The sequence below is a fragment of the Vibrio quintilis genome (genome assembly GCF_024529975.1).
GTDB classification, from domain to species: Bacteria; Pseudomonadota; Gammaproteobacteria; order Enterobacterales; family Vibrionaceae; genus Vibrio; species Vibrio quintilis.
In genome coordinates, this window is record NZ_AP024897.1 from 1,127,945 (window position 1) to 1,153,858 (window position 25,914).

Consider the following 25,914-nt stretch of genomic DNA (forward strand, 5'->3'; position numbering starts at 1 on the left):
TTATCAATGCCTGGAGATGAACGTATGTTGGCTCAGTTATATATATCCGCAAAGTGTGCAGCGATTCAGTTTAAAAATGATATCCGTGGGGTTACCGCGATTGAGTATGCGATTATTGGTGTAGCCGTTTCCGCGATCGTACTGGCAGTGTTTGTCACCGATACTGGCGGGTTAAGCTCCGCGTTATCCAATGCGATGAATACCATTACAAACAATATTTCTGCAGCAGACGGAAGCTGACAGACGTCGTGATGATGTAACGTGGACTACGGTCTCGTTGCGGAAAGCGTCGTATTGCTTTGTATATGATATTGAACATAAGCTGGCAACTGGCCGGATGGTTTAGTCTGGTCATCCTTTCACTCATTGCGTGTGGTTATGACCTGTGGTTTCGGGTCATCCCTAACCCTGTCTGTTTGATTATTTTTCTCATTTCTCTTGTGATTTCACCCAACCTGGTCACACCGCTATGGGCTTTACAGGTTTCAGGGGTGACAGGCTTACTGCTGGTGTTTTACCGGTATCAGATTTGGGGGGGCGGTGACGTTAAGTTATTGCTGGCTTTTCTCCCGGCGATCAATGAACAGTTTTTGCTATTAGCCATCGCTCTCATTGGCCTTACCGGCGGGGTTTTGTGCGCATTTTATTTGCTCTGTGGAGTCTTTACCGGAATGAAGAAAGTCAGAGAAAAAGGGCTGCCTTTTGCTATCCCCATCAGTTGTGTTTGTCTGCTGTGTGTTACAGCTTCACTGAAGGGGTAGCTGATGCGATCGAAATTACTGATGATTATGGCTTTGATTGCGATTGGTGCCGGATTAACGGGAATATTTTTCACCGGTGAGAATCAGCAGGTGCCGGTTTCAGTGGAAAAAACACAACCCAGGCCTGTTTTCTTTAAGGTTTACCGGGTGGGGAATCATCATCTGAAACAAGGGGACCAGGTCAGACGGAATGATCTGGAGATTGTCAGCCTGTCTGAGTCTGAAGCGGGGAAGCAAGGCATTGATGGCGACAGTCTGTTTACGCCGGATAAACATGCTGTTTACCGGAATGATTATTCGCCGGGAGATCTGGTCCTTCGGTCTGACATTGTGATGCCGGATGATCCTGAGTTTATTGATCTGATGATTGCGTCTGATTGTGTGCCTTATGCTGTTGCCGTTGCTCCTGAATCAGTGGTGGGAGGCATCATCCGGGCAGGTTCTTATGTTGATGTGCTGGCGTTAACCGGTGTGAGTGACAATAAGCTGGAGCTGGATCATTTCTCCGAAAGAGAAATTACGATTAGTCCGGTGCTTTCTCATATCCGGGTATTGAAAATCGAGCCGGGTGAACGGGATATAGGTGCAGATCAGATTCGGGATCATTTGATTCTGGAATTAACCCGGAAGCAGGTTGCCAGACTGACGATAGCAAAACAGGTTGCAAAACTGGAGGTGTATAAATCAGCCGGAGTCACATCCGCTAAAGACTTACGCGCCAACGCCGGAGATGTGCTGCCGGATTTTAAAGCGGTAAAAGAATTACGGGCGAACAGAATTGTCGTCAAGTAATCTGAAGGAGTACGATTTGATACAACGTTATTCAGTTTTTTTGATCAAAGTACTGACAGGGATGCTGATGTCATGGTCTGCCTTGGCAGGCGCAGTGCTTTCTTTGCAGGAAGGCGAAGCGATTTCAGTTTCTACCCGGCAGGAAATCGAAACGGTATTTATTGCCAATCCTGATGTGGCTGATTATCAGGTGATTGATCGCCATAAAATTGTGGTCTATGGCAAAGCGACGGGTAAGACTTCCCTGATCGCGTTTAATGAAAATCATCAGGCCGTGATCAACCGTCAGTTGGTTGTGAATCAGGATTTTTCTGCTGTCTTGCAACAGATTAAGCTGCATTTCCCTCAAGCCAGTGTTGAGTTGTCAAATATCGGAAAACAGGTGGTGCTTTCCGGAACTGTATCAGGTTACGCGGAAAAGGATGGGATTTATGAGTTAACCGGCCAATTACTTGGCAGAGATGCGGTTGAGCGAAAATTTCTGCTGAAAAATTCAAAAGGTGAGGAGTCTGAACCGGTAGATTTTATGACTCAGCATCAGTACAAAGGCCTCATCAATCAGATTGAAATCGCACAGACCCGGCAAGTGAATGTCAAACTTTCAATCGCTGAAGTTTCTCAGCAGTTTATGGAAAACTTCGGTATTCAGTTTGGTGATTCGGACCAGACATCTGGTGTGTTTGCCAATCCGATTCTTGGTTTCAGTGCCGATGATCTGCTGGCAACTATTACTGCGATTAATGATGACTCTGTTGGTCAGGTGCTGGCGGAACCCAATTTATCGGTTATCTCCGGTGAAAGCGCCTCTTTTCTGGTTGGCGGAGAAATTCCGGTTGTAACGATTATCGACGGCAGTGCAAGTGTCGACTACAAAGAGTATGGGGTTCGTCTGGCAATGATGGCGAAGGTTTTACGCGATGACAAAATCAGGTTGTCTCTTCAGCCGGAAGTCAGCTCGCTGGATACCCAGTATTCCAATGAAAAATATGACCTGCCGGCACTGAAAACCCGCCGGATGAAGACTTCTATTGAACTGAGCAATGGTCAGAGCTTTGTGCTGGGCGGGCTGCTGAGTACCGAAGATGTCGAATCACTGAAGAAAATCCCGTATATCGGGGATATTCCTTTGCTGGGCGCACTGTTCCGGCATACCGAAACCTCACGCAATAAAACCGAGTTGATCATTGTCGCCACAGTGAATCTGGTGCAGCCGGTTTCGCCCTACCAGATTCAGTTACCGGCGATGCAGAGAACCAGTAATTTGTCCCGCTTCTTTGGTTTTCAGCATCAATATACGCCGGCGGTGACGCGTGAAACCGGGCGGATTCTGGCAACGGGAGGATTCAGAAAATGATACGGATTCTGTTGTTCATTTTAATCGTGATGAGTTGCGCCGGATGTCAGCCGCTGGTTTCCGGTCATCAGGGGATTGATGTGTCGGTTTACCCGGTGACCTATCAGTTATCAGTCAGAGCTGATACGGCCCCGAACCGGGAAAAAGTCACTCAGGAAGACAGTGAAGCCGGTCAGGTGTGGCAGCAATTTCAGGCCCGGCATAAAGAGAACATCCTCATCAGTGAACTTTCTTTCCGTTATGCCGGAAAAGCCGGAGAGACAATGGCCCGGCAATGGCGGGATGCACTGATTGCCCGTGGGGCTGATGCCGGAAAACTGAAGCTGAAAAACGATGAAGAGCTGAAGAATTTCGATCTGCAGGTCCGGCTGGTGGTTTATCAAACCGTGACGCCGTTTTGTTATCCACCGAAGGTTGGGTCGTTCGGGCATCAGCCCACGGGGTGTTTTGTTGACAGTGCCGGCTGGCTGTCAATGGTACACCCGGAAGATGCGTTGCCCGACCAGACCCAATCTGAACATCTGGGGAATTAAAGCATGCTGGATATTTTAGATTCTCTGAATAAGTTTGAGAAAAAAAGTAAAGATGTCATCAGTGTTTCCTGTGTGGCATTTGTACAAAGTGATGAATGCCATCAACTGATAGAAAATGCATTTCGTTTCGAAGGGATTCCGCTGCCGAGTTTTGTTGCCAACACCGACAATGAGATTCGCCGCCACGCCAGAGAGAAAAAAATTGATATTGCCCTGGTTGAACTCAATCAGTCCGCTTGTGTCACGGACGACATGCAACGCATAAGTCATCTGTTACCTAATGATGCTTCTGTGATTGTAATTGGCCAGGAAGATGCGATTTCAACTATCCGTAATCTGAAAGCGATGGGTTTTTATTACCTGTTCTGGCCGGTATCCAAGCAAGAGTTGATCGATTTTGTCAAAAATGTGCGTGATAACCGTGTCCGGGAACAGGGGTTGGGTAAAAACCGAACCGCGAAGCGAATTGCTATCTGGGGCTGTAAAGGTGGTGTTGGTGCTTCTCTGCTGGCCAGTGAGATTGCTTACAGCCTGTCTGATAAACATCAGTCCAAATGTCTGGTGGTTGATCACAATTACGATGACAGTAATCTGGATATTTTTCTCAAACTGGAAGGATTTGAGAAAAAAATGGCGGTTGTTGAAGGATTTGGCGCTGAACTGGATGATACCTACGCAATCAGTATGACCCGCAAAGTCAATGACATGCTTTCCCTGTTATCGATTACTTCAGAGCTGCATCCTGAACATGAAATGAAGGAATACACCCGGCTGCTGGAGGGGTTGCTTTCAGAGCACTACAACTTTTTGATTGAAGATCTGTCCCGTGGCAATCAGAGCCAGCTGGATTATTCCTATCTGAACCGGAACGCAGATACGGTTGTCATCGTACTGACACCACTGGTTTCTGCGGTTCGTCAGGCAAAAAAAGTCATCACACAGTTATCCGGTGATGAACGTCAGCCACGCCATATACTGGTGCTCAATCATCTTCATCAATCCCGCTTTAGTTTATTAAACCGGAACGAAATTGAAGACTATCTGGGCACAAAGGTTGATGTGGAAATTCCGTTTGATCCGAAAATCGTCAAACATATTCTGGACGGCGATTTTCTGACTAAGCTCCGTCTGGATATTTCAGCGCCGTTACGCCAGCTCACGGCGATGATTTTAGGTGAAAATGCACAATCCGCTTCGGCCGGGCTGACAGGCCGCTTATTGAATAACGGCCTGATGAGAAAACTGGTCGGACGGAGTATTGAAGATGGTTGAACATCACGCCCGCAGTTTATTTATTTCACTCCGCCAGCAAATCTATGAAGCGCTGGAAGCCGATGTGGTGAACACGTTAACCCGCGAACAGCTCACGCAACAGTTGTCGAATGCGATCGATGTACTGATTGAGCGGCAGGATTATTCCGTCGCGTCGGTTGTCCGGCGTGACTATGTTAAAAGTCTGGTGGATGAGCTGTTGGGACTGGGGCCGTTGCAGCCATTAATGGATGATGAATCGATTACCGACATCATGATTAACGGGCATCAGAATGTCTTTATCGAGCGCAACGGGCTGGTTGAACAGTCGACCGTGAAATTCATTGATGAAGAACAGCTCCTGCAAATCGCGAAACGGATTGCTTCCCGCGTTGGCCGCCGGGTGGATGATTCATCTCCGACCTGTGATGCCCGGCTGGAGGATGGCAGCCGGGTGAATATTGTTGTGCCGCCGATTGCGATTGATGGGACGTCAATCTCGATCCGAAAATTCAAAAAGCAGAGCATTGATTTGGAACAGCTGGTGGGTTTTGGCGCAATGAGCCAGGAAATGGCGAAGCTGTTGATGATTGCTTCCCGCTGCCGGCTGAACATTTTGATTTCCGGCGGCACCGGCTCCGGAAAAACCACCATGCTGAATGCTTTATCTCAGTTTATCTCCGAAAAAGAGCGCATCGTTACGATTGAAGATGCCGCAGAACTGCGATTGCTGCAGCCGCATGTCGTTCGTCTGGAAACCCGCACTTCCGGTATTGAAGGTACCGGGGCGGTGAATCAACGGGATTTAGTCATCAACTCGCTGCGGATGCGGCCGGACCGGATTATTGTCGGGGAATGCCGGGGCGGGGAAGCTTTTGAAATGTTACAGGCGATGAATACCGGCCATGACGGTTCAATGTCGACACTGCATGCGAATACGCCGCGGGATGCGCTCGCCCGGGTGGAAGCTATGGTGATGATGGCCACCAATAACCTGCCACTGGAAGCGATTCGCCGGATGATTATCAGTGCGGTTGATTTGGTGGTGCAAATCAGCCGTCTGCATGACGGCAGCCGGAAAGTGATGAATATTTCCGAAGTCATCGGGCTGGAAGGGAATAACGTGGTGCTGGAAGAAATCTTCCGGTTTGAACCTTTGCCGGGAGAACCGGGAGGAGAAAAGGTTCATGGTGAATTTATCTCTGCCGGTCTGATGAAACGTTCGATATTAGTTGAGAAGGCCCGTTTTTTTGGTCTCGAAGGCAATCTGGATGCGATCTTTGGCTTTATGAGGGGGGCTTGATGGCGTGGTTAAGCCTGATCTTCGGTGGTATTCTTCTGCTGGTTTTGTCCAGACCGTCTGTGCGTAAAAAGAAAACCAACCGCTACCTTCATGAGAACAATTCCATCAATGTTGATTCAATGGAGCAAAGTGCCAGTGCAGTCAACCTGAATGTCTTATCTGATGAGACACTGTGGCAGAAAACTGAACGTGTGTTGCGCAATCTGCTAAGGCAAATGGGTCGTGGTGCACCGGTAAAAGTCACCCTGTATATCGTATTCCTGGTTTGTTTATCTGTTTATATCAATGACAACTTTTTACAGATTAGTCTCCCGTACGTTTTAGTCATGGTGGTGGTGGCCGGCTTTTGGCTTTTAGCCCGCTGGCTGCAAAAACGGGAGAAAGCACATTTTGATGAAGAATTCCCTGATGCCCTGAATATGCTGGCCAGTTCCGTGAGTTCCGGTGAAAGCCTGATGCATGCGATTATCTTTGTTGGCAAATCACTGGAAGGTGAGGTTGGCCGTGAGTTCCGGATCATGGGAGAACGGCTGCAGATCGGGGAGACGCCGGACTTAGTGTTTCGTAAAGCCTGTAAGCGTTTCCCGTATCCTGCTTTTCACTTTTTTGTCATCACCCTGCGGGCAAATATGCAACGGGGCGGTCAGTTGCGGGAAATTATTACCCGGCTGAACCGGCTGATGTTTGAAGCCAGAGCGATCGAGAAAAAGAAATATGCGCTGACGGCTGAAGCCCGGACTTCTGCCAAGATTGTCGGGGCGATTCCGTTTTTTTTCCTCATCGTGTTGCGCTATCTCAGCCCGGAGAATTATCAATACGTCATGTTTAATCCTGAGGGACGATACATTCTGTATTACGTCTTAATCAGTGAAGCGATCGGGATCGGGCTGGTCTGGAAAATGATGCGGGGTGTGGAATCATGACCTTGCTTCAGCTTATTATCTTTGTGGCTTTGATTGCCCTTGGTGCTTTGTTTCTGCTGATTGTGGCGTGGCGGGAAAAAAAGCGGCAAACCCTGAATAAATACCTTCATAAACAAAAAAAAGAAGACAAATCATCCACCAGTTTGCTGGAATGGCTTGATGATGCTTTGCCCTCATCTCTGGCTCAGAATGAAGCTGTAATTAATCAGAAGATGATCAATGCCGGCATCTATTCGTTTCCTTATTCACACCTGTACTTACCGCTCAAACTCAGTGTGATGCTGATTGGGTGTGGTGTGCTTTTTTTCCTGATGTATTTCCGGTTTGATATGCATATGATTGTTATGGTGAGTGTGCTGGCCTGCTGGGTCATTGTGATTCTGATTGTGCCGGACGCTGTTCTTGATGCCCGGGTCAAAGCTTACCGCCTGACTATTTCCCGTCAGTTGCCTTATCTGATTGATTTAATTGCCGTCTGTGTTCAGACCGGGATGACAATTGAAGCAGCTATGAGTTATCTGGCCAAAGAAATGTACGGATTTGATCCCCGGCTGGCAAAGCTGGTTAACCGGACCAATGAAAGAGCGCGGATTGTCGGGCTGGATAAAGCGCTGGATGAGTTGTATCTGCATATTCCGACCAGTGAAATGCGCAGTTTTGTGATGACGCTGAAACAGAGCCTTCAGTATGGTTCATCGATTTACGAAACCCTGATCACCTTGTCCGCCGATATCCGGCAGGTATCGATGCTGACGGTGGAAGAGAGAATCGGCAAACTGGCGGCGAAAATGTCGGTGCCGCTGATCGTGTTTATCATGTTACCGATCGTGATTCTGATCGCGGTCCCCGGTGTAATGAGGATGATGTCTGGTGCCTGATTGTTTCAATGTCCGTGTGTTGCTCAAAGATATATTCACCATAATTACAGTCACTAATAGCGCAGCCAAAAGCTGCCTGGCGAAAAAAATGGTGCTCCTGGGTTGTGTTGCTTTGATGGCAGGGTGTGCCTCAAATGAAAAGCCTGCTATTAACTCACTGCCTGCTGATTTACACCGGCAGGAAAAAATACTGGTCGCTGCCAAAAATTATAAAGCCCTGATTGATTTTTATCAGTCCCGGCTGCGTCAGGGGGATTCCGCGGTCTACCGTGAAAAACTGGCTAAAACATATCTGGACAGTCATGACCCTGAATCAGCATTATTTACTCTCCGGCCCTTGTTTGGGCAGGAACAGGCCGCGCAACAAAACGATCCTCATTATGATTTCGGACGCCCGTTCGACAACATCTCAGCCCCGGCGCGTCTGATTGCCGGAAGTGCTTGTCTGGATCTGGGCAGGACTGACCGGGCAAAAAAATTGCTGATGAGTGTTCTTCATGAAGCAGTTGATGATGCTCAGCCGCCACCGGAACGTGGTGAAACCGCGAATTTACTCGGGATTATCTATGCACGGGAAGGCAATTATACGCAAGCCAGGCAAATGTTTGTGCTGGCACGGCGTTATTTTTACGATGATGTAGCTGTGAAAAATAATCTGGCGCTGGTTGACATGCTGGAAGGCAAAGATGAACAGGCTTTACAGCGGCTGATGACAATCACTGAATCAGAGCAGAATGACCCACAGCTTCGCGCTAACCTGTTGCTGGCAATGGCGAAAAACGGTCGGCTGGATTACCTGAGAACTCATCTGAGACCATCGCTGACTGATTCACAGATCAGGATGATTTATCAGGCACTGCTTCAGGCAGAGGTGGCGCACCGTCCTTCTGTTGGGACACAACCGAAAAATATACAAACGGAATCCGGTACAGGAGGTGGCGATGAAAAACCGACAGCGCCTGCTTACTAAAAGGTATCGTCATTCCGGTGTTGCCACGATTGAGTTTGTACTTGGATTCATGGCTTTTTGGTGGGTATGTATGGCGTGGGTGGAAATGAGTTATATGTCGTATGTTTCTGCGCTGTCTGATTATGCTGTCAGTGAAGCCGCCCGGATTTCCAAGCTGGATGATTCCAATGATTGCCAGTCCGGCAGCTGTCAAACCACTTATTTTCAGCTGTTTCAGAATGCATTGCAGAACCAGCAGTCGTTATGGGCCCGGTTTATTGACACATCAGATTTCACTTTCTCAATTCAGTATGTGGAAAATCAGCAAGCGTTGGAGCAGCTTGGAGACAGTTATTGTCCGGTAAATTCCGGATCTTCTTTCAGCGAATGCGGTACGGCCCGCCACAGTACGATTGCGGTTTACCGGGTGAACTATCGTTATCAACCGATATTTAATTTCTTCCTTGATGCTGAACAGCTGTTTATCCGGGAAGCTATCGTGATACAGGAATATGAGCGTGATCAGTTTGAGTATGATGAAACAGCGGGGTAATTTTACCGTTGAATTTGCGATTATCTGTGTGGTAATCAGCCTGCTGCTGACTTTCAGCGCTGATGTGATCATTAAACTCTCCTGTAAAGGGAAACTGGATCGCCTGTCTTATTCAATGGTGAATCTGCTCAAAGAAAGAACCCAGCTGTATCAGAACAATTACTCACTCGAACAGAGCAATGTTGACCGGATTGTCCATATCGTCAGAAGCTCTCTGCAACGAACAATGAAACAGTTTCGTTCGCAAAACTTCGGTTATCTGATTGAATCGGTGACTTTTAATGACGAGCAGGTACCTTCATATTCGGTATTTCCCTCAGGTTCCGGTCAGTCAGGGGGGATTCGTTGTACGCTCCGTAGCCCGCTGAGTCAGATGACGGATTTATCAAAAATAACCACCTGGGGACGCCGGGCTTCTCTGTACCGGGTGACACTATGTTATGACACCGATAACTGGATCGGGGAATTACTGGATATGGAGTTTACCCGGGTTCAGTCTGATGCCGTGATTATCGGGAGGTAGTGATGCACACACCAATCCTTGCCCAGCGGGGGCATGCTGCGATGCTCTTTGCGATGGTGCTGCCGGTACTGTTCGGGATTTTTGTTCTGGGGACAGACGGTGCACGTGCGTTGCAGTATAAAGCGCGCATGATGGATGCATCGGAAGCGGCGGTGCTGGCAATCGCTGCGCATGCAGCGTCAAACTCAGGTGAGCAGGGCAGTCCGGAAAACAGGCAGATTGCGGCTGATTTTTTTGCGGCGTATTTTCCGTCGCTGAATATTCAGACCCCCGGTGATCTGGTCAGCCTGACGGTGCAGCGTGAAAACTGTGAACAGATTGCCGCCTGTGTTGCAAGTGACGGGCCGCGCTTTTTTCAGTATCAGATTTCTGCCAGTCTGACATTCCCCAGCTGGTTTCCCGGTAATGACGCCATTGTCGGGTTTGGTGAAAATATTGCGGTTTCCAGTCATAGTTCAGCCAGAAAATATCAGAGTAATGCGATTGATGTCATGCTTGCCGCTGACTTTTCCGGTTCAATGGCAAGTAAATGGAGTGGTGGTTCGAAAAAAAAATATCAGGATCTGATTGATATCATTGATAGTGTTGCAGAGCAGCTGGAAGCTTTTAATGCCCTGAATATTCCCGGAAAAACCAACACACTCGGGATTGCGCCATACAGTCATTACGTGCGGCGGGAAGCCGGAAGTGAACGGTGTAATAATAAAAAACGCACCATATCGCTGGGATTAGGGCATGTGGAGCATCTGCGGTTCCAGCAGAACAAGCGTGTTGACTATCGGGAAACAATTATCGACATGCAGACACAACCCTATACGCAGGATGATATCTGTGCGGTGAACAATTCTACGGTGGGGTATTTCTACAGTATACCGCTGACCCGCTATATCACTACGGGTAACGGGAGCAGTGAATCATTCACCACCCGGATCGGGAGATTCTGGCCAAAGGGCGGTACTGCATCTTATCTGGGATTGATCGAATCTTATAAATTGCTGTTGTCAGGACAGAACAGCAAAAAACTGTTGATTATTTTATCTGATGGCGTGGATACGGGGAATTATACACCCATAGGTGCAACCGGACCGAGGTGGACCAGAACCTGGAGTAAAACTTATGCCGGAATCGGTAACAAGTTGGTGACCGGTTATAATTTGTGCGAAATCATTAAGAGTGATTTATCTGCAGACGGAAATTCTGCCGACATTTATATGATTGGTTTTGATTATCAGCAAGGGAAAACCAATACGGCATTGGACGCCTGTGTCGGGTCGGACAATATCTTTTACGCCCAGAACAAAACTGAAATATTGAACCGGATTCTGGCACTGGTTGCAGAAGAAATCGGCCATCTGAAATAGGAGCAGTTTATGCTGACTTTGCAACGTTTATTGATTTTCGCCGCTTGTTTATCCGTGACTGCTTCTGTGATGGCTCAGATACAGGAGGATCATTGGGTTCGTATCTGCGGCAAGTCCGGGCTGACCGTGAAAGAAGAAGTGCAGGCCGGCAATGCTATCCGGGTCTCTTTACATCAGGGAACGAAAATGCGCACAGCGGTGCCGGGCCATCAGCCAGTCCGGGGTTTACTCGTGGCTGAGCTGAAAAAAACCGGCATTAATCAGAAGTGTGCAGAATATTTCCTTTCATCCGGCCTTTCTTCTGCGGCGCAAACAGGGAAAATACCGGGCCGGGTTTATTTTCGTTTTGACAGCCATACATTAACTCCGGCGTCAGTGACAGTACTTGACAGCCTGCTGGCAAAAATCAAATCAGACAGCCGGATTGTGCTGGAAGGCAATACCGATGCGACCGGCCCGGCAAAGTACAATTTTTCACTGGGACTGAAGCGGGCTGCATCCGTGCAAACATACCTGACTCAGCATCAGGTCGCGACAGAGAATACCCGGATTGTCAGTTATGGTGAGAACCACCCGGTGGCGCTCAATACCTCTGTGCAGGGGCGCCGGTTAAACCGCCGGGTTGATATTGCCGTGTATCAAAGTACTGCGTCTGAGGATGGTATGTATCAAGATAACCTGAATAAAAACTAAGTGCGTACATTGATGGAAAACAGAGATGCTGCGCTATCGTTTTTCATGTCAGATTTGCGGTATCTCACAGGTGTTACCATACTTTAAAAAAGTTGTGTTCAACATTGATCGCAGAGTCTGTTCCAAACGTTTGTATGATTTTGTCTGCCTGTCGCGCTAAAAAGTTACACCATATAAAGTCCGGAGGACGTCCTGAATAAAATCAGCCGTATTATTCTGTTTCTGATGACATGCCTGTGTGCCTTTCCCGGTTCAGCAGCGGGTGAGCGTGTCAGTATTTCTACTGTGAATTACCCGCCTTATATTTATCCGGATTATGTACCATTTGTTGGTTATGGACTGGGAAGGGATATTGTAACGGAGGCATTTGCTCTGGTGAATCATCCGGCAGAGTTCCAGATTTTACCTATGTCGAGAAATGTCTGGTCGTTAAGGGAGGGCCGGGTGGATGCTAATCTCGGTGTTTCAAGATGGTTCCATGCTGATGGTATGTCAACACGGGTTGACAGTGTAGACATTCTGAACATGAACTTCGTTTTATTCTACAAGCATCAGCGCTTTCCGGACGGTTTCTCTTTCAGGCAGTTACCCGCTTTATCACCTTATACGATCGGCAATGTCCGTGGCAGTGCCACGACCCGGATTGTGGAGCGGGCGGGGTTGAATGTTTCTTATGCCAGCCGGATTGTTCAGAACCTGAGAAAACTGGAAGCCGGGCGAATTGACTTCGCCATTGCAGTCGATCTGGCGGGCTGGCAGATTATTCATGAGCTTTTCCCGGATAAAATGAATGAATTTGCCACAATAAAAAAGCCGGTGCTGACAGAACCGCTGGCGGTGATTTTCAGGAAAGAAGATCGGATGCTGAAAGATCAGTTTACCCACGGATTCCAGCAATTAATAGCCAGTCAGCGCTATATACAAATTCTGCAAAAATATTATCAGCATGTGCGGATTGACAGACAGGACATTCCTCAGTCCGTTTATGTGCATTTAGACAAATCATCCCCAGAGATGAAACATATCCTGGCGGAAGACACCTCACTGACACTCAATGAATAAGGTCTCTCATCCATTTATCCGGCAATATTTATCCGGCAATGGGTCAGAGAAGCCTGCTTTGTCAGGCGAATTGTGAGCAAATCTGTGAGTGAATCCGGTGCTTGTCTCTTTTCAGCCATCTGAACTGTTATCCATCTCTGCGTATCTTTATTCAACGACGTTTATAATCAAAATGAAATCACGTTTTAAAAAGGTAATGGTATGAAATGGAAAGGTTTACTCTGTGCGGCCTGTCTGCTTGCCGGTGTATCCGGGATTCAGGCTGCACCGGATACGGAGTATCAGCATCAGGCACTGACAAAAGATATGTTGCCGGTTTTTTACCCGGCGTTAAAGCAGCAAATGACTTATCCGATGTCATGGCTGAGCGGTAATTTCAGAAATTTTGACCAATGGCGGCGTGAAGCCCGGACCCGTCTGCGTTATGCACTGCTGACGCCGGATTCTCATCGCGATTTTCAGCCGGAAGTGCTGGATACGGTCGACCGGGGTAGCTATGTCGGGTATAAACTGGCATTTAATCTCACGGATGAAAGCCGGGTTTCAGCGCTGATGCTGGTGCCGAAAACGACAGGAAAACATGCCGCTGCAATTTTGCTGCATGATCACGGGGCAAAGTTTGATATCGGCAAAGAGAAAATGATCAAACCCTGGGGCGATGAAAAAAAACTGGCATCTGCGCAGGCATGGTCAAAGAAATTTTTCACCGGGCGGTTTGTCGGGGATGAAATGGCAAAACTCGGTTATGTGGTCATTGCCGTCGATGCGCTGGGCTGGGGCGATCGCGGTCCGATGGCTTACGAAAAGCAGCAGGCACTGGCCAGCAATTTCTTTAATCTGGGACGCTCACTGGCGGGTAATATGGCTTATGAGGACATGCGCGCGTTTGACTTTCTGGCCTCCCGGCCGGAAGTGGACCCTGAGCGGGTCGCGATTGTCGGTTTTTCAATGGGCTCATACCGTGCGTGGCAGCTGGCTGCGTTGCGTCCGCAGGCGGCAGCGACCGTGGCTGATTCATGGATGGGCACTTATGAAGGGCTGATGACGCCGGGAAATAATGTGTTGCGGGGCCAGTCAGCCTATTACATGATGCATCCCGGTTTGCCGCAGATGATGGATTTTCCGGATATTGCCGGGATTGCCGCACCGAAGCCGATGCTGGTGTTTAATGGCGGTAAAGATAAGCTCTTTCCTCATGCGGCGGTACAGCAGGCTTATCAGAAACTTCACCAGATCTGGCGCAGTCAGCAGGCTGATGAACGGCTGGTCACGAAAGTCTGGCCTGAACTCGGTCACGTCTTCTATAAAGAACAACAACTGGAAGCGTTTGGCTGGCTGAAACAGTGGCTTCACCCGGAACAGGTTCACCCTTGATTTTTTATGATTGATTCCCTTTCACAGGCCTGAATATGAAAATATTCAGGCCTGTTTATTTTCGTCAACAGGTCCTGACCCGCTGTTTTTAAACATGTGCCATTTGGGGTAACGACGCCGTTTTCCGCAGAGATAAAGCCGGTGGAAATGTGAGCGTTGCCAGATTTTTTTGTCTGTTTTTTGTTTATGTTGAATATGATGCAGATTTTTTGTGAGGTGAATCTCTTTCTGATATCCATTATTTGTAATGCTTTCAGAACTTTTTATCCATAAAAGTAGATGGATCACAAAATTAAACATAATTATTCGTTACCATCTTATGCATCGGGATTCTTATTGATACCAATCATAGTAAACAACGGCCGGTTCTATGCGCCGTTTTTGTTTGGTTGTTGCGAACATAAGCCACAATCCTGGGGGGGAAGTTGTGGCTTAGCCCGGTATGGCATTGCCATACCGGGTTTCCCATTTCAGACAGATTTGTCAGCGGATTGAAACGGAGTCCAGCCTGATGGCCTTATTTTTTCCTGAGAAATGAATCCGCAGATTAGCCATTCCTTCCGGCAGTTTGACGCCTGAGGCTATGGTGACAGTTTCCCACTTACCATGAGTCTTGCTCAGTGAAACCTGGCCGGTCAGATCCTGATCACCCAGCATGATTTTAACCTGACCACCTGAAGCCCGTCCCTGATAAGTTAAGCTGATGTTATAGGTGCCTGCTGACTGAACTTCAACGGTATAACCAAGCCATTCTCCGGCAGTGACCCGTCCGACGTAAGTGCGGTCATCATCCTGGTATAAATCAACCCCTTCATCAGGACGGTAGGCGCCGCCGTGATTTTTGGCGTCACTGTCATGATAGGTATGGCCTTCGCCGCCAGTGACAAATTGATCGTAGTTTTCTGCTTCAATTGTTCCGGGGAGCAGGTGAGTCTGATAAATCAGCTGGTCTTGATCACTGTTCAGCTGCACCGGATCTCCGGGGCTCATTGCAACGCGACGTTCCGTCAGTCCGCCCCAGCCCGGATGGTCAACCTGAGTACCGGAGCGCTCGTAATAGCCGATGGTATCGATTGACAGCTGCCAGGCCCGCTCTGTCCAGAGGTATTTGTCCTGATCCAGTTCAAGGCGGTCACGATAGTGACCCAGCGCCATTTCACCAATTGGTGCGTTATTGGCAAACACCAGCGTTCCCCGCGATGTATTTGCGGTTGAGTTCTCATAATACGGGTTGATTTCTTTTGAAAGCCAGCGGCCGCTCCGGTCTTTCTTCTGTAAGAATTCACCATTCTCCGGGGTTGGTTCCCAGGGAATAGGCTGATCATCATACTGATGAACAAAAGAAAGATTATATTTGTAGAAATATTCCAGCCCGGCCAGAATCCGGTTATCGAGAAAACCATACAGATCATCGCCCTGATTCCAGGCCATTTCAGCCATCGTGACCAGAATGCTCACGCCCAGAAGCGCATGGGCCTGATCGCGGGAGCTTTCCTGTCCCTGACCATTCGGCCAGATATAGTGACTGATTTGTTCATTAAACCCGTAGTCATTTGCTGCGGAATCCGTTTCTGAGATTTTGTACTCATTATAATATTCAGTGGTTTTCTTCGGTGTATCTGATTCCAGATATGGGCCGGCCGGATAGGGCAAATCATTATCCGGATGCGTTTCCCCTTTCAGATACCGCAGCGCCCGCTGATACATTGTATGGTTATCGAGAAAAATCCCCATCGCCATCACACCACGAAATCCGAATAATCCCTGATTGCCGTGGCGGCCGGGATCACCGTTATACATATTCCAGTAGAAGGTGACTTTCTGCTGTTTGATTGCATCTTCCGGAACCTCAGTGGTTGAGTAACCCGGATAAACCAGCATATCGGAAAAGGCTTTGATATCGGCAGGTTTCCAGCCGGCGTAAGTTGCTTTGATAATTTCAGCCCCTTCCAGCATTTTCCAGATTACCCGTCCGGCATCCAGAGAACGGGTGCCACCGGATTTCAGCCCGGTCAGATTCGACCAGCTGTTCAGGATTTCGACAGCTTTTTGGGCATGACATGTTTCTCCGGTAATTGCCCAAAGCAGCGCATTATGATAAGCCGCCATGCCATCATATTTAAATTTGTCGTAGTTCTGACGATTGGTCGCGTCGAGCGTTGTAATACTTTTATCCCCTCTGACCTGATAGTTACACTTCCCGTAGCCATTGATATTGTTAAGCCGTTTAAAGCTTGAAATCCAGGGTTCTTTTCCTTGTTTCGCCATGTATTTCATCCGCTCAAGATCGGATAACTTGTGGGAAAGACCGGGATGAACAAATCCTTCGGTTAAGTTCTGACTGACATTCTGAGCTTGTGCGGGCAGTAAACTGCTGCATACAAGGGGAATTAACAATGTACTGACTAATCTCATAAATTGATCACCTTTTGTGTTGTGTTTTTATTGATGGTGGTGACGTGACGGTTGAGTGAGCACCGTGATGTCATTGACGCCTGAAAAATAAGGCGGAGAATATATAGGCAGTTGGATAACATTTGTACATGTTTTCTCATCTTTGTTGTTCTTTTCTGGATCCATATCCAGAAATTCGTGAAGATCGGCAGTAGATTTGTCTGATTTGTGACAATTCAGACAATGAATGTTGTTTTATTGCAGATGCTTGAGTAAATAATGATTAAAAATCAGGTATTTATAATTTGGAATGTTATTTGCCAGACCGATATGAGTTTTTAATGTTTTATCAGTAGAGGGCACAATGACAGTACCGGAACCCGATCGTTATATCTCATTTTGTAATATCGACTGTGATAAAAATGCAGACAGGCTGATAGAGATACTTAATGTACATTTGCAGGCTGGTCACGGTGGAGAGCCGTGGTTAAAGTATTTTCAGAATAAACAGCAGGAGCAGGAAAAAAGGGCGCATGATAATCTGCATTTTATTGGCAACCAGTTGAATGTTTTATATAAATACTTTGGCGACTGCGAAGATGAAGATGCCCTGGCACTGCTCTATCAAATCGAGCAGGAGTGTTGCTGAGCCACTGAGATGGTTCTGTTTCGCCTGACAGTTACTTTCGTATGACCGTTAGTTTCCGGTGGCCGGACAACCCGTCTCTTCAGGTCGCCGGGTATAATGAGTTTCCCGGCGCTATGGGTTTCCGGGAGCTATGAGTTTCCCGGAGCTATGAGTTTTCCGGGGCAATGTGATGCCAGAGGCTGTCAGATAGCCGCAGCTACTGACAGGTCAGGATATTCTTCCCGTCGAGCGCAACCCCCTGCTTCCAGACACCGGTAATTCCGGCCTGCCGGAAATACGGGCAGGCACTGTTGAGAAATTCTGTGCTGCTGATTTCTCCCTCTGAGCCGTCCTGGTAATATTCCAGATTAAATACGGCTTTGCCTGCACTGAGAAAGGTATTTTCGTACACGCTGCACTCGTTATAAGCAAAGCACTGCTCATTGACGGCAAAGTCAAAGTGAGTGACCAGCGTATCCAGCTGATTGAGATCGTTCTTCAGTCCGACACTTAAGTCCCGCTTGTGGGCTTCCTGAGCCAGCCAGATATTATATGCCAGTTGATCGGCATAGCTGATCAGTCCGTGGGTTTCATCCGTATTGGTGTATGCATCAACATTGTCCGGGTCGACACCGTCACATCCGGCATCGCTCGCGAGATCTAGCCGGGCTTCCATCACGGGCTGAATCACCTGTTCAAGGATCGTCTGATCGCTGATATTCAGCCAGGTTTCGCCCGGCCAGTCCTGCAGTTCCCCATCCGGAATCAGTGCTTCATCCGTCAGCTGAGCAGCGTCATCGCGCCAGTCTTCTTTGGTACCGGCACTGAAATAACACACCACCTGCTTATTCTGTTGTTTCAGCTGGTTAATCACGCTGTTGCTGCCCTGAGCCCCATCAAATAAATCCACTTCGTAAATCTGTACGTCTGCATCAATACTGATTTGATCGAGGTTTTGCAGCTGAATGTGCCAACTGGTGCCGGGAGCCGGGGTCCAGTATGCTGCCTGAGATGGCTGTTGTGTATCGTCATCATCCGAATCACCAATATTGATATTCAGATAGCAGCCGGAAAGGCCCGGTAAGGTCAGAAGCCACATCGCAACCGTTCTGAAATGCCGGCGGCAGTGCATGGTGTGGTCCGTGAACAGGTGGTACAGCATAAAACGTCCCCGCAGGATGGATTGAGATAACACAAAACAACAGATGGTCTGAATTGTAAGTGTGGCCCAGCCGGGAAAGCAATAGGTGATATACCCAAACCACCCGAAACCTGCATCTTCAGATTGCCTGGGTATATACGTTGTTTTTCTCCGCTACAGATGATGAATTTCACTCTTATTTTCCGGTGTTACCGGTATTTTTTGCTGCAAAAAAATACAATATTAGTGCTTTTAGCTACATCTTAGATGTAAATGTCATAATGTTTACATATTAACGTGCTTGTGGTCACAAAATGAATCGGTTAGTTTAATGTGATAATTTTGTAATTTATGATATACCCAAATCACCTGTCTCTTCAGGTTGCTTGGGTATGTTGATGCCGCAGAGATTGTTAAGTTATTGAAAGGAATAATAATGAAGACAAAAAATACCCTATTGGCTGTCAGCCTGATGATTGGTTTGGGCGCTGCCACACCTTCGCTGGCGAAAACGCCTGATAACACCCTTGTTGTTGCACAATCACTGGATGATGTGACCAGCCTCGACCCCGCTCAGGGCTTTGAACTCTCTTCTGTTCAGAGCTTTAACAACCTTTATCAGCGGCTGGTACAGTCTAATCCGGATAATCCGACAGAATTAAAGCCAACACTGGTTGAGTCGTGGCAGGCAGAGCAACACAGCCTGACATTCACCCTGAAGAAAGGGGCAACCTTTGCCAGCGGTAATCCGGTTCGCCCGGAAGATGTGATCTTCAGCCTGGGGCGAGTGGTGAAGCTTAACCTGGCACCTTCATTTATTCTGACTCAGCTGGGCTGGAACAAAGACAATGTTGACAGTCTGATCACCAAAGTCTCTGAGAATCAGGTCAAAGTCGCCTGGAATATCGATGTCGGCCCGTCCTTTGTTTTAAGCCTGTTGTCAGCACCTTCGGCGTCGATTGTTGATGCGAAAACCGTGCTGTCTCATGCGAAAAACGGCGATTTAGGCCATGCATGGCTGAACAGCCATTCCGCCGGAAGCGGACCATTTAAGATTAAGAAATACGTGCCGCATCAAGTCCTGATGATGGAAGCGAATGCTTCTTCTCCGGGTGGTGCTCCGAAACTCAAATATGTACTGATGAAAAATGTACCGGATGCAGCAACCCGCCAGCTGCTGCTGGAGCAGGGCGATGCCGATCTGGTGCGCAATCTGGGTACCGACCAGTATTTCTCCCTGCAGGGGAAAAAAGGTGTGGAGACACTTAATCTGCCTTATGCATCTCTGTATTACCTGATGTTTAACGCCGAAAGTAAAGCCAATCCGGATATCGGCAAAGCAGCATTCTGGAAAGCAGCCCGTTACGCGTTTGACTACAAAGGGATCGCCGACGATTTGATGCATGGTCAGTTCCGGGTGCAGCAGAACTTCCTGCCGGTGGGCTTTAATGGTGCACTGACTGATCAGCCTTATCAGTATGATCCAAAGAAAGCGGCGCAGATTCTCAAAGATGCCGGTATCAGCCATCCTCACTTTAAACTGGTTGTATCTAACCAGCCGCCTTATCTGGATATCGCACAGGCACTACAGGCCAGCTTTGCCAAAGCAGGTATTGAGGTAGAGCTGATTCCGGGTGTCAGCAGCCAGGTCGCGACTAATGTGAAAGCGCATCAGTATGAAGCGACGCTCACCTCATGGGGACCGGACTATTTTGATCCGCATACCAATGCGTCTGCCTTTGCGTATAATCCGGAAAACGGCAGTAAGACACTGGCATGGCGGGCAAACTGGCATATTCCGGCGCTGAACAAGCTGACCATACAGGCCCGCGCGGAAACTGATGGCGAAAAGCGGACAGAGATTTATCAGGAACTGCAACGTAAAGTCCGTGAATCTTCGCCACTTGTGGTTGGTTTACAAAACAAGAAACTGGTTGCTTTGCGTGATAATATAAAAGGTTATGTTCAGGGCATTACGCCGGAAATGGTGTTCTACAAAAACGTATATAAATCGCAATAATGACAAACGAAAACCAATCTGCCGGCACGCGCCGGCTTTGGGCAAACCGCTTGCAGCACTGGCTGGGCGGTTTTTTGTCCTTTTTACTGACGTTGTTGGGCTTGCTGGTCTTTACCTTCATTCTTTCCCGCGCAGCACCGATTGATCCGGCGTTGCAGATGGTGGGTGATCATGCCAGCGAAGCGACCTATCAGCAGGCACGTCATCAGCTGGGGCTGGATCAGCCGTTGCCGGTGCAGTTTTTCAGTTACTTTCAGCAAATGCTGCATGGTGACTTAGGTGTATCACAAATCACGCAGCAACCGGTCGTGGATGATTTACTGCGGGCGTTCCCCGCAACAGTTGAACTGGCAACCGTGGCGATGTTTTTCGGGGCGCTGTCTGGTATTTTCCTCGCTTCACTGGCGGTGTATAAACCGGGCAGTGTGCTTGATCATGCTGCACGGCTGATTTCTTTGCTGGGGTATTCGGTGCCGGTATTCTGGCTTGGTTTGCTCGGCTTGCTGCTGTTCTACGCAACCCTGCACTGGTCTGCCGGCCCCGGGCGGCTGGATGATATTTACACCTACACGATGGAATACGACAGCGGCTTTGTGCTGTTTGATGCGTTTCGTACCGGTGATCCGGAGATTATCTTCAATGCGTTCGGGCACCTTTGGCTGCCGGTGGCTGTGCTGGCATTGCTGTCGATGGCGTCAATTACCCGCCTGCTGCGGGTGGTGATGCTGGAAGAAAGCAATAAAGAATACGTGACACTGGCGCTGGCAAAAGGTGCTACCCGCGGGCGGATTCTGTTCTCTCATATTTTTCCGAATGTGCTTGGCACACTGATCACCATTCTGGCCCTTTCCTACACCAGTCTGCTCGAAGGCGCGGTGCTGACAGAGACTGTATTTGCCTGGCCGGGGCTGGGCCGTTATCTGACCAGCGCACTGTTCGCCTCTGATACATCTGCTGTGCTGGGTTCAACTCTGTTGATCGGTCTCTGTTTTGTCACCCTGAATGCACTGGCGGATGCTTTAACCCGCTGGGTCGACCCGAGGACACGCTAATGACGAATCTGATTCAACTGAGATGGCCGCAATGGCTGAATACGTTTAGTTTGGGTCTGTTACTGGTCGCAGTGCTGGTGCTGACTGCTCTGTGTGCACCGTGGTTGACCCATTACGACCCCAATGTACAGAACATTGCTGAGCGGCTGGCTGCGCCGGGGCCGGAGCATTTATTTGGCACCGACCGTTTTGGCCGGGACTTGTATGCGCGTGTGCTTTACGGGGCACGTCCGACCCTGATTCTGGTGTCACTGGTGGTGATCATTACCGTTCCCGTTGGCCTGATGGTCGGGATTTGTGCCGGGTACGTCGGTGGCTGGACCGAGCGCGGGCTGATGCGTCTGACGGATATTGTGATGTCACTGCCCAGTCTGGTCATCGCGCTGGCGCTGGTTTCCGTTTTAGGACCAGGCTTGATGAACGGCGCGCTGGCGCTGGCATTTACCAGCTGGCCGGCATTTGCCCGGCAGGCAAGAACCGAAACACTGGCACTGCGGCGCAGTGACTATCTGGCAGCAGCGAAGATGCAGGGTATCACCGGCTGGCGCTTGATTGTCGGGCATATTCTGCCTTTATGCCTGCCGGGAGCGATTGTCCGGGCGGCGCTGAATCTGGGTGGTATTATCCTTTCTGCGGCAGGGCTGGGATTCCTCGGTATGGGAATTCAGCCACCGGCTGCGGAGTGGGGGTCGATGGTTGCCAGCGGCAGCCGGGTCATTTTCGACCAGTGGTGGGTGGCGGCCGTACCCGGTTTCGCCATTCTGTTTGCGAGTCTGGCATTTAACCTGCTGGGCGATGGTTTACGAGACAAAATGGACCCGCGTCATGGCAGATAAACAATCTTCACCGAATCAGCAGCTTTCCACGGATAAGCCGCTTTCATCAGGTCAACAGAGCGCATCTGGTCAACAGGCTTTAATCGATGTCAGGCACTTAAATATCACGCTGGCGAACGGACAACCGTTAGTCAAAGACCTCAGCTTTCAGATGGGGCGCGAGCGGGTTGCGCTGGTCGGGGAGTCCGGTTCCGGTAAATCCCTGACTGCCAAAACCCTGATGGGCCTGCTGCCTGCGGCCTGTTTGCCACAGGCTGACAGACTCGAACTTTTGGGGCAGCCGGTCTTATCTCTGTCACAAAAACAGTGGTGTCAGCTGCGCGGCCGGCAGGTTGCGATGGTGCTTCAGGATCCGAAATATGCACTGAACCCGGCCCGGACCATCGGTATGCAGGTGGAAGAGCCGCTGAAACTGCATCAGACAATGAGCCGTAAAGCCCGGATTGAAAAAGTGGAATACATGCTCGATGCGGTGGGTCTGCCGAATCCGGCAGTGTTGCGCCGAAAGTATCCGCATCAGCTTTCCGGCGGTATGGGGCAGCGGGTGATGCTGGCGATTGCACTGATTAATGATCCGGAGCTGTTGATTGCCGATGAGCCAACCTCGGCGCTGGACCATGCGATGCGCGATCAGGTTCTGGCGCTGATTTATTCGCTGGTGGAAGCCCGCAATATGGGATTGTTGTTAATCAGTCACGATTTGCAGCAGGTCGCGCAATACAGTGAGCGGGTACTGGTGATGTATCAGGGACAGCTGATTGACCAGCTTCCTGCCGCAGCGTTACCGCAGGCCACGCATCCGTATACCAAAACCCTGTGGTCGTGTCAGCCGCATCTTGACAAGCGTGGCGAACCACTACCGGTACTGGACCGTTTTTCACTGGATCGTTTTGTACGGGAGCAGCAACATGGGCATTGAACAATCAGGGAATCTGCCATCCATTCTCGAACTGAATCAGGTCAGTGTAACCCATGTGCAGGGACATCAGCGCAATACCGTGGTTCACGGTGTGGACCTGCATGTTGATGAAGGTGCCTGTTTCGGGCTGGTTGGTCCTTCCGGCTGCGGTAAATCGTCGCTGTTATGGGTGCTGGCCGGGCTGAATCCGCACTGGGAAGGCCAGATCAAACTGCTGGGACAGACACTCAAACCGGGGCAGGTTTTCAAAGGCGATTTGCGCCGGGAAGTCCAGATGGTCTTTCAGGATCCGTATGCGTCACTGCATCCGAAACACCGCCTGCGCCGCACGCTGGCTGAGCCGCTGAAACGCCTCGGGATGACGGATATTGATGATCGCATCGCAGAAGGCTTTAAGCAGGTGGGGTTGAGCAGCGCAATGATTGATCGCTATCCGCATCAGCTTTCCGGCGGACAGCGGCAGCGGGTCGCGATTGTCCGCGCCCTGCTGCCACAGCCGAAATTACTTTTACTCGACGAGCCAACATCTGCGCTGGATATGTCGGTGCAGGCGGAAATCCTCAACCTGCTCAATGAGCTGAAAACGCAGCACCGGCTAACGATGGTTCTGGTCAGCCATGACCCGAATACCATTGATTATATGTGTGATGCAGCGATGGTGATGAAAGCAGGCCGTATAGCGGAATACCGGATTTACTGAATGTTATCCGCCAGTTGTGTGTTTTTGACCACCTGTGAGCTTTTTGATCATGGGTGGTCAAAACCTGAGAGAGGCATGTTGGCAACCGGATGGCGATTCGGGATTTAAAACTGCCTTCATCCGGGATCGGGTTTTCTTTTGTATCCCCGCACCGGACATCAACTTATCAATCACTGCCGGAAATTCTGCCGCTAAGCGGAGTCGTTTGTCCATGACAGCTGACTGCATCACGTCATCGGATTCCTATCATCATGCATGGGAAGAGGGGATGGGTACAGTGTGAGGGAGAGGCTTAATCCCGGTTTACGGGAGGTCACATTTTTTACTGTAAATGAGATGTTGTTTAAGGATGAGATTGCGTGAATGAGTTTTGATTTACTCAGGTCCGGTATGCCAGCACTCTGACGATGAGCGCGTCATGCTTTTTTTAGTTCAGACAGCAACCATGCCTTTGCTGCGTCAATATCGATAAAATTTCTGACATTATTTTCTTTAATACCATCGATATGTTTTTCTGCAATTGCAGGAATGATGCGGTTTGGTGAGACAAATGCCCTTGCGACGAAATTCTGTGTGGATAACCACTGCTCATACTCTGCAAGTACTTTGAAACCCTCAGGTGTTGTACCTTGCAGCTCGCGGCCATCGATCAGTTCGACAAATGGTTTTCCCTCAAACGCTAAAACCACTTGACGGAGTTCTTGCGTCACAGCCAGCGTGTCATATTCGTTGTGGCTGCCGGAAACCTGCAAAATAATCATTTGGCCATCTGTCGTGACAGTAAATTCACCATGTCTGAGCATAAAATACCTCTCGCTTCCCTGACAGGTTCCTTGAGTGTAGCCGGAAGCCAGGGTCATATGAGTGAGCCAGATCCTACAGTCATTATTTCATGACTTCAGGGGATGATTTTCACCAGGCTTGATCTTGTGATCAGCTGAGAAGTCTCTGGGAAGTCACAGTTTTTGGTGAAAATATTGTGTGTACAGAGTATCAGCATGCTTGACTGGTCTTGCTATTTTAAACCGGGCCCGGTTATTTTCTCCTGAGTTCATGCTCCTGACGTTGATGAGGATTTCTGTGTTTCCTTTTGCTTCCACGCATTCGGAGAACAGCCAAAATGTTGCCGGAATACGGCGACGAGCGCACTGGGGTGGCTGTAACCGCAGGTGAGAGCAACCCAGCTGACCGGTTTGCCCTGTTGCAGCCATTCAATCGCATGGAACAGGCGGACAACCTGGCGCCAGTGTGCCCAGGTCATGCCGGTTTCTTTGCTGAATTTCCGGGAAAATGTTCGCTCGCTCATACCGGTTTGTCTGGCCCGTTCTGCCAGAGGAATTTTGTCATCTGGCATCTGGAGTATTTGTCTCGCCATATCTTGTAACCCCGCGCTTTGCGGCATAGGGAGTGAGAATGATAACGGGGCTTGTTGCAATATTTCGTCCACCAGTACGGCGAGCAAATGCTGTTTGATGGTCTGAGTTTTGTTGTCATGGGTTAAACGTTGAATCAACGCCAGTATGAAAGGCGTTATCGCAAAAATGGCAGGCTGATGCGGCAACGTTGTGGCCGGGCTCGCGGGAACCTGAACCACATCGGCCATGATTTCAGTATGGCTGAATGCATGGTGAGGCCAGTCAGGTGGTATCCAGATAAAGCAGCTCTGTGGGATCAGAGAACGCTGTGGAACCAGCGAAGTGGATGGCATTCCGGTACCGGTTGTTTCTGTCACCACATGCAAAACGCCCTGACGGATATGTGTCAACTGCCCGAAAGGATGTGCGTGGACGTTGGTTTGATAACCAGCGGGGTGGGAAAGGGTACCGGTGAGAATCAAGTCAGTCATCAGGAACTACTTTGGCTGAAAAAAGTAATTAGTTGTCTGATTATATAAATTACGCCACTCCGTCTCAA

General features: G+C 49.1%; 26 protein-coding genes. 22 read left to right on the forward strand and 4 right to left on the reverse strand.

Annotated elements, in window-relative coordinates:
- Positions 1 to 24 precede the first annotated feature (24 nt).
- The 16 genes from OC443_RS05405 (at position 25) to OC443_RS05480 (ending at position 14,310) form a co-directional block, all read left to right on the forward strand.
- Positions 25 to 240 (forward strand): Flp family type IVb pilin, encoded by a 216-nt coding sequence (locus tag OC443_RS05405; protein WP_073582578.1) that lies wholly within the window; start codon positions 25 to 27, stop codon positions 238 to 240.
- Between the two features lie 65 nt (positions 241 to 305).
- The gene (locus tag OC443_RS05410) at positions 306 to 761 is read left to right on the forward strand and encodes a prepilin peptidase (protein WP_073582580.1); all 456 of its coding nucleotides are present in this window, start codon (positions 306 to 308) and stop codon (positions 759 to 761) included.
- A 3-nt stretch (positions 762 to 764) separates the two neighbouring features.
- Positions 765 to 1,553 (forward strand): Flp pilus assembly protein CpaB, encoded by a 789-nt coding sequence (cpaB, locus tag OC443_RS05415; protein WP_073582582.1) that lies wholly within the window; start codon positions 765 to 767, stop codon positions 1,551 to 1,553.
- A gap of 61 nt (positions 1,554 to 1,614) precedes the next feature.
- Complete coding sequence (locus OC443_RS05420) at positions 1,615 to 2,907, forward strand: type II and III secretion system protein family protein (RefSeq protein ID WP_073582742.1); 1,293 nt, start codon at positions 1,615 to 1,617, stop codon at positions 2,905 to 2,907.
- Complete coding sequence (locus OC443_RS05425) at positions 2,904 to 3,440, forward strand: hypothetical protein (RefSeq protein WP_073582584.1); 537 nt, start codon at positions 2,904 to 2,906, stop codon at positions 3,438 to 3,440. The genes OC443_RS05420 and OC443_RS05425 overlap by 4 nt, the downstream gene beginning before the upstream one ends.
- Before the next feature lie 3 nt (positions 3,441 to 3,443).
- The gene (locus tag OC443_RS05430) at positions 3,444 to 4,712 is read left to right on the forward strand and encodes a chromosome partitioning protein ParA (RefSeq protein ID WP_073582586.1); all 1,269 of its coding nucleotides are present in this window, start codon (positions 3,444 to 3,446) and stop codon (positions 4,710 to 4,712) included.
- Complete coding sequence (locus OC443_RS05435) at positions 4,705 to 5,994, forward strand: CpaF family protein (protein WP_073582588.1); 1,290 nt, start codon at positions 4,705 to 4,707, stop codon at positions 5,992 to 5,994. The genes OC443_RS05430 and OC443_RS05435 overlap by 8 nt, the downstream gene beginning before the upstream one ends.
- On the forward strand, positions 5,991 to 6,917 hold the full coding sequence (locus OC443_RS05440; protein WP_073582590.1) for a type II secretion system F family protein: 927 nt from the start codon (positions 5,991 to 5,993) through the stop codon (positions 6,915 to 6,917). The genes OC443_RS05435 and OC443_RS05440 overlap by 4 nt, the downstream gene beginning before the upstream one ends.
- Positions 6,914 to 7,795 (forward strand): type II secretion system F family protein, encoded by an 882-nt coding sequence (locus OC443_RS05445; RefSeq protein WP_073582592.1) that lies wholly within the window; start codon positions 6,914 to 6,916, stop codon positions 7,793 to 7,795. Before OC443_RS05440 ends, OC443_RS05445 begins: the two co-directional genes overlap by 4 nt.
- Complete coding sequence (locus OC443_RS05450; RefSeq protein WP_073582594.1) at positions 7,788 to 8,765, forward strand: tetratricopeptide repeat protein; 978 nt, start codon at positions 7,788 to 7,790, stop codon at positions 8,763 to 8,765. The genes OC443_RS05445 and OC443_RS05450 overlap by 8 nt, the downstream gene beginning before the upstream one ends.
- Positions 8,737 to 9,297, forward strand: coding sequence for a TadE/TadG family type IV pilus assembly protein (locus OC443_RS05455; protein ID WP_073582596.1), 561 nt, complete (start codon positions 8,737 to 8,739; stop codon positions 9,295 to 9,297). The genes OC443_RS05450 and OC443_RS05455 overlap by 29 nt, the downstream gene beginning before the upstream one ends.
- Positions 9,263 to 9,820, forward strand: a complete 558-nt coding sequence (tadF, locus tag OC443_RS05460) for a tight adherence pilus pseudopilin TadF (protein ID WP_306345627.1) — start codon at positions 9,263 to 9,265, stop codon at positions 9,818 to 9,820. The genes OC443_RS05455 and tadF overlap by 35 nt, the downstream gene beginning before the upstream one ends.
- A gap of 2 nt (positions 9,821 to 9,822) precedes the next feature.
- A complete protein-coding gene (locus tag OC443_RS05465) occupies positions 9,823 to 11,181 on the forward strand; it encodes a TadE/TadG family type IV pilus assembly protein (RefSeq protein WP_073582600.1) in 1,359 nt (452 codons plus the stop codon).
- Between the two features lie 9 nt (positions 11,182 to 11,190).
- Positions 11,191 to 11,874 carry an OmpA family protein gene (locus OC443_RS05470; protein ID WP_073582602.1) on the forward strand — a complete coding sequence of 228 codons (684 nt, stop codon included), beginning with the start codon at positions 11,191 to 11,193 and terminating at the stop codon, positions 11,872 to 11,874.
- A 225-nt stretch (positions 11,875 to 12,099) separates the two neighbouring features.
- Entirely contained in the window at positions 12,100 to 12,936 is an 837-nt protein-coding gene (locus OC443_RS05475) for a substrate-binding periplasmic protein (RefSeq protein WP_073582604.1), read from the forward strand.
- 201 nt (positions 12,937 to 13,137) lie between these two features.
- Positions 13,138 to 14,310 (forward strand): dienelactone hydrolase family protein, encoded by a 1,173-nt coding sequence (locus OC443_RS05480; protein WP_083601593.1) that lies wholly within the window; start codon positions 13,138 to 13,140, stop codon positions 14,308 to 14,310.
- A 483-nt stretch (positions 14,311 to 14,793) separates the two neighbouring features.
- Here OC443_RS05480 and OC443_RS05485 read toward each other — a convergent pair whose 3' ends face one another.
- Positions 14,794 to 16,725: a carbohydrate-binding protein gene (locus OC443_RS05485; RefSeq protein WP_073582608.1), complete on the reverse strand. Its 1,932-nt coding sequence runs from the start codon at positions 16,723 to 16,725 to the stop codon at positions 14,794 to 14,796.
- A 343-nt stretch (positions 16,726 to 17,068) separates the two neighbouring features.
- Between OC443_RS05485 and cowN the strand changes: the two genes are divergently transcribed.
- Entirely contained in the window at positions 17,069 to 17,353 is a 285-nt protein-coding gene (gene cowN, locus OC443_RS05490) for a N(2)-fixation sustaining protein CowN (protein WP_073582610.1), read from the forward strand.
- 196 nt (positions 17,354 to 17,549) lie between these two features.
- Here cowN and OC443_RS05495 read toward each other — a convergent pair whose 3' ends face one another.
- Complete coding sequence (locus OC443_RS05495) at positions 17,550 to 18,494, reverse strand: endo alpha-1,4 polygalactosaminidase (protein WP_083601594.1); 945 nt, start codon at positions 18,492 to 18,494, stop codon at positions 17,550 to 17,552.
- 415 nt (positions 18,495 to 18,909) lie between these two features.
- Here OC443_RS05495 and OC443_RS05500 point away from each other — a divergent pair, with 415 nt between their 5' ends.
- The 5 genes from OC443_RS05500 to OC443_RS05520 are packed head-to-tail and all read left to right on the forward strand — an operon-like array spanning position 18,910 to position 24,000.
- A complete protein-coding gene (locus tag OC443_RS05500) occupies positions 18,910 to 20,493 on the forward strand; it encodes an ABC transporter substrate-binding protein (protein ID WP_073582612.1) in 1,584 nt (527 codons plus the stop codon).
- Positions 20,493 to 21,545: an ABC transporter permease gene (locus OC443_RS05505; RefSeq protein WP_073582614.1), complete on the forward strand. Its 1,053-nt coding sequence runs from the start codon at positions 20,493 to 20,495 to the stop codon at positions 21,543 to 21,545. The genes OC443_RS05500 and OC443_RS05505 overlap by 1 nt, the downstream gene beginning before the upstream one ends.
- Positions 21,545 to 22,381, forward strand: a complete 837-nt coding sequence (locus tag OC443_RS05510; protein WP_073582616.1) for an ABC transporter permease — start codon at positions 21,545 to 21,547, stop codon at positions 22,379 to 22,381. Before OC443_RS05505 ends, OC443_RS05510 begins: the two co-directional genes overlap by 1 nt.
- The gene (locus tag OC443_RS05515) at positions 22,371 to 23,300 is read left to right on the forward strand and encodes an ABC transporter ATP-binding protein (protein ID WP_083601595.1); all 930 of its coding nucleotides are present in this window, start codon (positions 22,371 to 22,373) and stop codon (positions 23,298 to 23,300) included. The genes OC443_RS05510 and OC443_RS05515 overlap by 11 nt, the downstream gene beginning before the upstream one ends.
- Positions 23,290 to 24,000 (forward strand): ABC transporter ATP-binding protein, encoded by a 711-nt coding sequence (locus OC443_RS05520; protein ID WP_200796915.1) that lies wholly within the window; start codon positions 23,290 to 23,292, stop codon positions 23,998 to 24,000. Before OC443_RS05515 ends, OC443_RS05520 begins: the two co-directional genes overlap by 11 nt.
- A gap of 416 nt (positions 24,001 to 24,416) precedes the next feature.
- Here the strand turns inward: OC443_RS05520 and OC443_RS05525 are convergent, their stop codons facing one another.
- Positions 24,417 to 24,860: a hypothetical protein gene (locus OC443_RS05525; RefSeq protein WP_143169302.1), complete on the reverse strand. Its 444-nt coding sequence runs from the start codon at positions 24,858 to 24,860 to the stop codon at positions 24,417 to 24,419.
- A gap of 191 nt (positions 24,861 to 25,051) precedes the next feature.
- Entirely contained in the window at positions 25,052 to 25,846 is a 795-nt protein-coding gene (locus tag OC443_RS05530; RefSeq protein WP_073582620.1) for an AraC family transcriptional regulator, read from the reverse strand.
- Positions 25,847 to 25,914: the final 68 nt, after the last annotated feature.

Excerpts from the sequence above, each read along its gene's own strand:
- OC443_RS05405 (WP_073582578.1), top strand. The coding sequence starts at position 25 with ATGTTGGCTCAGTTATATATATCCGCAAAGTGTGCAGCGATTCAGTTT.
- OC443_RS05410 (WP_073582580.1), top strand. The coding sequence starts at position 306 with ATGATATTGAACATAAGCTGGCAACTGGCCGGATGGTTTAGTCTGGTC.
- cpaB (WP_073582582.1), top strand. The coding sequence starts at position 765 with ATGCGATCGAAATTACTGATGATTATGGCTTTGATTGCGATTGGTGCC.
- OC443_RS05420 (WP_073582742.1), top strand. The coding sequence starts at position 1,615 with ATGCTGATGTCATGGTCTGCCTTGGCAGGCGCAGTGCTTTCTTTGCAG.
- OC443_RS05425 (WP_073582584.1), top strand. The coding sequence starts at position 2,904 with ATGATACGGATTCTGTTGTTCATTTTAATCGTGATGAGTTGCGCCGGA.
- OC443_RS05430 (WP_073582586.1), top strand. The coding sequence starts at position 3,444 with ATGCTGGATATTTTAGATTCTCTGAATAAGTTTGAGAAAAAAAGTAAA.
- OC443_RS05435 (WP_073582588.1), top strand. The coding sequence starts at position 4,705 with ATGGTTGAACATCACGCCCGCAGTTTATTTATTTCACTCCGCCAGCAA.
- OC443_RS05445 (WP_073582592.1), top strand. The coding sequence starts at position 6,914 with ATGACCTTGCTTCAGCTTATTATCTTTGTGGCTTTGATTGCCCTTGGT.
- OC443_RS05455 (WP_073582596.1), top strand. The coding sequence starts at position 8,737 with ATGAAAAACCGACAGCGCCTGCTTACTAAAAGGTATCGTCATTCCGGT.
- OC443_RS05465 (WP_073582600.1), top strand. The coding sequence starts at position 9,823 with ATGCACACACCAATCCTTGCCCAGCGGGGGCATGCTGCGATGCTCTTT.
- OC443_RS05470 (WP_073582602.1), top strand. The coding sequence starts at position 11,191 with ATGCTGACTTTGCAACGTTTATTGATTTTCGCCGCTTGTTTATCCGTG.
- OC443_RS05475 (WP_073582604.1), top strand. The coding sequence starts at position 12,100 with ATGACATGCCTGTGTGCCTTTCCCGGTTCAGCAGCGGGTGAGCGTGTC.
- OC443_RS05480 (WP_083601593.1), top strand. The coding sequence starts at position 13,138 with ATGAAATGGAAAGGTTTACTCTGTGCGGCCTGTCTGCTTGCCGGTGTA.
- OC443_RS05485 (WP_073582608.1), bottom strand. The coding sequence starts at position 16,725 with ATGAGATTAGTCAGTACATTGTTAATTCCCCTTGTATGCAGCAGTTTA.
- cowN (WP_073582610.1), top strand. The coding sequence starts at position 17,069 with ATGACAGTACCGGAACCCGATCGTTATATCTCATTTTGTAATATCGAC.
- OC443_RS05495 (WP_083601594.1), bottom strand. The coding sequence starts at position 18,494 with ATGCTGTACCACCTGTTCACGGACCACACCATGCACTGCCGCCGGCAT.
- OC443_RS05500 (WP_073582612.1), top strand. The coding sequence starts at position 18,910 with ATGAAGACAAAAAATACCCTATTGGCTGTCAGCCTGATGATTGGTTTG.
- OC443_RS05505 (WP_073582614.1), top strand. The coding sequence starts at position 20,493 with ATGACAAACGAAAACCAATCTGCCGGCACGCGCCGGCTTTGGGCAAAC.
- OC443_RS05510 (WP_073582616.1), top strand. The coding sequence starts at position 21,545 with ATGACGAATCTGATTCAACTGAGATGGCCGCAATGGCTGAATACGTTT.
- OC443_RS05515 (WP_083601595.1), top strand. The coding sequence starts at position 22,371 with ATGGCAGATAAACAATCTTCACCGAATCAGCAGCTTTCCACGGATAAG.
- OC443_RS05520 (WP_200796915.1), top strand. The coding sequence starts at position 23,290 with ATGGGCATTGAACAATCAGGGAATCTGCCATCCATTCTCGAACTGAAT.
- OC443_RS05525 (WP_143169302.1), bottom strand. The coding sequence starts at position 24,860 with ATGACCCTGGCTTCCGGCTACACTCAAGGAACCTGTCAGGGAAGCGAG.
- OC443_RS05530 (WP_073582620.1), bottom strand. The coding sequence starts at position 25,846 with ATGACTGACTTGATTCTCACCGGTACCCTTTCCCACCCCGCTGGTTAT.